The organism is Longimicrobium sp. (assembly GCF_036387355.1).
Lineage (GTDB): Bacteria > Gemmatimonadota > Gemmatimonadetes > Longimicrobiales > Longimicrobiaceae > Longimicrobium.
The window spans coordinates 1-5,531 of record NZ_DASVTX010000257.1 but is presented as its reverse complement, the minus strand read 5'-3'; the positions used below and the strand labels follow the sequence as shown (position 1 = coordinate 5,531).

4 protein-coding genes and 1 pseudogene are annotated in these 5,531 nt (G+C 68.5%); 4 read left to right on the top strand and 1 reads right to left on the bottom strand.

The window, feature by feature from the left end:
- Nucleotides 1-315: pseudogene (locus tag VF665_RS11175) on the top strand (hypothetical protein); the annotation flags it as partial.
- A 131-nt stretch (nt 316-446) separates the two neighbouring features.
- Here VF665_RS11175 and VF665_RS11170 read toward each other — a convergent pair.
- On the bottom strand, nt 447-1,577 hold the full coding sequence (locus VF665_RS11170) for a hypothetical protein (RefSeq protein ID WP_331053511.1): 1,131 nt from the start codon (nt 1,575-1,577) through the stop codon (nt 447-449).
- Between the two features lie 233 nt (nt 1,578-1,810).
- Here VF665_RS11170 and aspA point away from each other — a divergent pair, with 233 nt between their 5' ends.
- The 3 genes from aspA to VF665_RS11155 all read left to right on the top strand — a co-directional run.
- Nucleotides 1,811-3,688 carry an aspartate ammonia-lyase gene (gene aspA, locus VF665_RS11165; protein WP_331053510.1) on the top strand — a complete coding sequence of 626 codons (1,878 nt, stop codon included), beginning with the start codon at nt 1,811-1,813 and terminating at the stop codon, nt 3,686-3,688.
- A gap of 120 nt (nt 3,689-3,808) precedes the next feature.
- Entirely contained in the window at nt 3,809-4,987 is a 1,179-nt protein-coding gene (locus VF665_RS11160; protein ID WP_331053509.1) for an AAA family ATPase, read from the top strand.
- A gap of 2 nt (nt 4,988-4,989) precedes the next feature.
- A partial coding sequence (locus VF665_RS11155) for a DUF4276 family protein (RefSeq protein ID WP_331053508.1) occupies nt 4,990-5,531 on the top strand: 542 nt, incomplete at its 3' end.

Genomic DNA, 5,531 nt, shown 5'->3' with positions numbered 1-5,531 from the left:
GCGCCGCTCTCCGCGCGGCTGGTGCGCGGTGCCGTGCACCGCTTTCACATCGAGGCGCCCGGCGCCACGGAGGTGATCGCGGTGAGCGGGACGCAGTGGCAGCCCCTCGCGCCCGCATCCGCCACCGAGGTCACGGTCCGCGGCGGAGACGGCGCGCAGGTGCCGGGGCCCGCGGCGGAGTTCGCGGGCGACGCCACGCTCTCCGGGCCGGAACTGGTGCTGATGGTGCGCTATCCGGAATCGCCGGCGGGCATCGTGGTCCTGCGCTACGGCAGCGCCGCCGACACCGCGCGCCGCGGCCGCCGCACGGACTGAACTCGCCGAACGCGCGGAAACCCGCTCCTCCGGCGGAGTGCGCCCGGCGGTTCGCGGCCGGAAGACGGTGAAAAAATCGGCCCCGCCCCGGACTTCCGGGGCGGGGCCGATCGGTTCAGGCGGAGCGACGGTCAGAACCAGTCGCGGCTGCCGCCCTGGTTGAAGCCGCGCACGTCGCGGTCGTAGCCGCCGTGGCCCATGCGGTTGTCGTCGTGGTCAAACCGCTCGCGGACGTTGTTGAACCCGCGCCGGGCGCCGCCGCTCATGCGGTCCACCGTGCCCCGCAGCCGGTCGCCCATGTCCACGTCGCCGTCGTGGTCATAGTCGTGCTGCATGCCGCCGCGCATGCCGCCCGTCATTCCCCCACCCATCATTCCGCCGCGCATGCCGCCGCCCATCATGCCGCGGTCGCTGTCGTAGCCGCCGTTGATCATGCGGATGGGCGTGTGGTTCTGGCGGTCGCCGAACGGGTCGCCCGCGTCCGTCTGCTGGCGGGTCTTGTACCCGTGGCCGCCGTCGCGGTGGTCAAAGTCGGTGTCGTACTGCACCCGGCCGCCCATGCTGCCGGTCGCGCCGTAGCCCCCGCCCATGCCGCCGTAGCCGCCCGTCATCCCCCGGCCGCCCATGTCGCGGTCGTACCCGCCGCGGCCGATGGGGCTTCCGTACGCGAGCGTGCGGTCGTCGTCGTCGCGGTCAAAGCGGTCCTCCACCTGGTCCCACCCGCGGCGCACCGCGTTCTGGGCCCGCGACATGAATCCGCCGCCCTGGCCGCCCTGGCCGCCTTGGCCGCCCTGGCCGCCCTGACTGCCCATCCCGCCCTGCATGCCCATGCCACCCTGCATGCCGCGGTTGCCGCCGGCGCCCCAGTTGTGGCCCCACTCCTCGTCGCCGCCGCCCAGGTTCCACCCGCGCCCGCCACGCTCCATGCCGCCGCTCATGCCGCGGTTCATTCCGCCGGCGCTGTAGCCGCCCTGGTTCATCCCGCCGTGGAAGGGGCTGGTGTCGCGCCCGCGGTTGCCGCCCAGGTCGGTGTCGCGGTCCAGGCGGTCGGCGGCGTCGGCCGTATAGGCGCCGTCGGCCCAGGAGTTGGTGCGCAGACCCTCGCCGCCGCGGTAGCCGTTGTCGTACCGGCTGCCGCCCACGTTGTGGGGGCTCTGCCCGGAGAACGCGTCCTGCACCCGGTCCAGCCCCTGGCGCAGCGAGCCGCCCAACCCTTCACGGCCGCGGCCGTAGCTGTTGTCGTTCCGGTTCCAGATCGCCATGTGGATCTCCTTGTGTTTCAGGAATTCCGGCCCCTGGTGGGCCGCCGACAGGGGCCGCCCGGGGGTGCAATGTCCGTTCCATGTTCCGGTGGGCGCGCGGCCCCGTCCAGGAGGCCGTCGCTTGTTTGCGGGCACCCGCCGCACTACGTTCGCGGGCTTCCGGGCCGTGCCCGGAAGCGGTGACGCACGACGATGTTCACGCCGGCCCGGCCGGCTGCCCGCGGCAGGGGATGATGACCGATTCCGTATACGAGGTTCTGCGCGCCCACCCGGAGCTGCGCTCGCTGGATGACGACGAGACGCGGCTGCTGGCCGCCGCGGCCGAGGCGCGCACCGTGCCCAAGGGCGGGTACCTGTTCCGCGAAAGCCAGCCGCGCCGCGCGTTCGGCATTCTGCTGGACGGGCGGGTGCAGATCGTAAAGGGGTTCCGCGGCGTGCCCAGCGTGCTGCACGTGCTGGGCGCCGGCGAGTCGTACGGCGAGGGAAGCCTGCTGGACGACTATCCCCACTCCACCAGCGGCGTGGTGACGGACGAGGCGCGGGTGGTGGAGGTGCCCCGCTCCGCGATGGCCGGCCTGGCGGAGAACGAGCCGCGGCTGTACGGCAAGCTGGTGAGCATCGCGGCGCGCGTCATCTCGTCCCGCCTGCGCTACGCCAACACCCTCATCTCCGGGCGCGGGACCGGCTACCTGTCCGGGGAGATGCGGACGGAGCACGACCTGCTGGGCGAGCGGCAGCTTTCGGTGGACCTGTACTACGGCGTGCAGACGCTGCGGGCCACGGAAAACTTCCCCATCACCGGCATTCCCATCAGCCAGTACCGCTACCTGATCAACGCGCTGGCCGCCATCAAGGAAGCGGCGGCGCTGGCCAACGAGGAGCTGGGCATTCTGCCGCACGACGTGGCCGACGCCATCGTGCGGGCCTGCCGCGAGATCCGCGACGGCAAGCTGCACGAGCAGTTCGTGGTAGACGTGGTGCAGGGCGGGGCGGGCACCAGCACCAACATGAACGCCAACGAGGTGATCGCCAACCGCGCGCTGGAGCTGCTGGGGCGGCGCAAGGGCGACTACGAGGTGGTGCACCCCAACAACCACGTCAACCTGAGCCAGAGCACCAACGACGTGTATCCCACGGCGCTCAAGCTGGCGGGAAGCTGGGCGCTGGCGGACCTGGTGCAGGCGCTGGGCGACCTGGCGGACGCCTTCCGCACCAAGGGGGCGGAGTTCAGCCAGGTGCTCAAGATGGGGCGCACGCAGCTGCAGGACGCCGTGCCCATGACGCTGGGGCAGGAGTTCACCGCCTTTGCCGTCACCATCGGCGAAGACATGGACCGGCTGCGCGAGGCGTCGGAGCTGATCCGCGAAACCAACATGGGCGCCACCGCCATCGGCACGGGGATCAACACCGATCCGCGCTACGCCGCCCTGGTGTGCGAAAAGCTGTGCGACGTCACGGGATTTGAGCTGGTCACCGCGCCGGACCTCATCGAGGCCACGGCGGATACGGGCGCCTTTGTGCAGGTGTCGGGCGTGCTCAAGCGCGTGGCGGTGAAGCTGAGCAAGATCTGCAACGACCTGCGGCTGCTGTCGTCGGGTCCGCGCGCGGGGCTGGGGGAAATCAACCTGCCGCCCATGCAGCCGGGCTCGTCCATCATGCCGGGGAAGGTGAACCCGGTGATCCCCGAAGTGGTGAACATGGTGTGCTTTCAGGTGGTGGGGAACGACCTCACCATCACCATGGCGGCGGAGGCGGGGCAGCTGCAACTGAACGTGTTCGAGCCGGTGATCGGCTTCAACCTGTTCCAGTCCGTGGACATGCTGATCCGCGGCGCCGTGGTGCTGCGCGAGCGGTGCGTGCTGGGGATCACCGCCAACGTGGACCGCATGCGCTGGATGGTGGAAAACAGCATCGGCCTGGTGACGGCGCTGGTGCCGTACATCGGGTACGAGCGCAGCAGCGCGCTGGCAATGGAGGCGCTGGCCACCGGCCGCGGCGTGTACGAGCTGGTGCGCGAAAAGGCGTGGCTCTCGCAGGAGCGCCTGGACGAGATCCTGTCTCCGGAGGGGATGACGCACCCGCGGGCGATGCCGCTGCAGGTGGAGAGCTGAGGAACCGCAGGGAATAGGGAGTAGGGAATAGGTACAACGGCGCGGGACGCACTTGCTCTGCGTCCCGCGCCGCTTGTACTGTCCGTGATGGCAGGTGATGCACCCGTACCGACGCAGCGTGTGATTCCCCGGATTCGCGAAGTCCACCTCAGGAACTACAAGAGCATCGGAGACGCGGTGGTCCGCCTCTCCGATTTCAACGTGCTCGTAGGTCCGAACGGCTCGGGGAAGTCCAACTTCATGGACGCCTTGGCGTTCATGCGTGATTGCCTGACGCAACCGGTCGGGGTGGCTGCGGCCGCGCACCGCGGAATCGTGATGCCGGGCAGCGGGCGCAGCGTTGGGATACGTTTGATTGTTGATCTGGAGAGCGGAACGGCTGACTACGGCTTCGAAGCTTTCGTCGAATCAGATGAGTGGAGTGTCGTTTCGGAGCGATTCACTCACGTAGCCGCTAACGGGGCCGTGCACGCGTACTCCGTGCGAGACGGCCGGCTGCTTGAGGCCATCCCAGGGATCCATCCCGCCTTAGCGGCAGACCGCCTGGTTCTCTCTGCCGCGTCTTCACTTATCGAGTTCCGCCCGCTTTACGACTTCCTCGCGGGCATTCGGCTTTATGCGATTGAGCCGGCGCGTCTGCGCGAGATGAGCGAGCCAAGCACTGGTTCGGCGCTGCTGGAGGACGGAGGTAATGCGGCTAAGGTGTTGAGTCGTCTTCAACACCAAAATCTGGAAACCCAGGCCCGGATCAACCGCGTACTCGCGACTGTGGTTCCGGATCTGGCGTATGTTGGCGCGGTCAGTCTGGCTGGCCGGTGGGGACTTTACGTCTCGGAGAAGCATCCTGGAGGGCCGGAACCCTTCTCTTCGGTCAGCATGTCCGACGGCACGCTGCGCATGCTGGGGCTTCTTCTCGCAGTCTATCAGCCGTCAACGCCGACGGTTCTGCTCATCGAAGAGCCGGAGGCCACGATTCATCCCGCGGCTGCGGACGTTGTGATGGCGGTGCTGATGGACGCGGCGCATCGTTCGCAGGTCATGATCTCGACGCACAGCCCGGATGTGCTCGACTACAAGGATCTGGCAGACGAGTCCATCCTGATCGTGTCCAAGAAGGACGGAGCGACCCGGATCGATCCGTTGGGCGCCGCGTCCCGCGGTGTCATCCAGCGCCACCTTTCCACCCCCGGTGAACTGCTCCGGATCAACGAATTGAACGCCGACGCAGCGGAGCCCGAACTTGCCAAAGCGCGAGACTTCTTCGCGCCGGTGTCAGGCACCGTGGGCGAGGCTGCCTGACCGTGCTTCTGCCGATTGTGGAAGGGCATGCGGAAGAACGTTCCATCCCCGTGCTGATGCGGCGGATGAACGTTGCTGTCCTGAAGCCGTATCGGGTCAAGCGGAATTCGGTGGTCAAGCCCGGAGAACTGGAGCGCACGCTTCAGGGTGCGCTGGCGCAGCGGCCCGAAACCACTTCCGTCCTTGTGCTTCTGGATGTGGATGACGACTGCGCCGCGAAGCTCGGCCCGGAACTGCTCAAACGCGCGGGTTCGGTGACCCGATTCCCCGTGTCGGTCGTGTTCGCCGTACGCGAGTTGGAAGCCTGGTTTCTGGGCGGCCTGGAGTCGTTGCGAGGCCACCGCGGCGTCGTAGCAGATGCGGCTTATCCGGACGATCCCGAGCAGCCACGCGGCGCGAAGGAGCGGCTGCGGGCGTTCATCACGGGCAGAACGTACGTGGACACCGATGATCAGCCGGCGTTGATGGCGGCGCTGGACATTGATGCCGCACGTGCGCGCTGCCCCTCGCTCGACAAGCTGATGCGCGACTTGGAGACGATGGG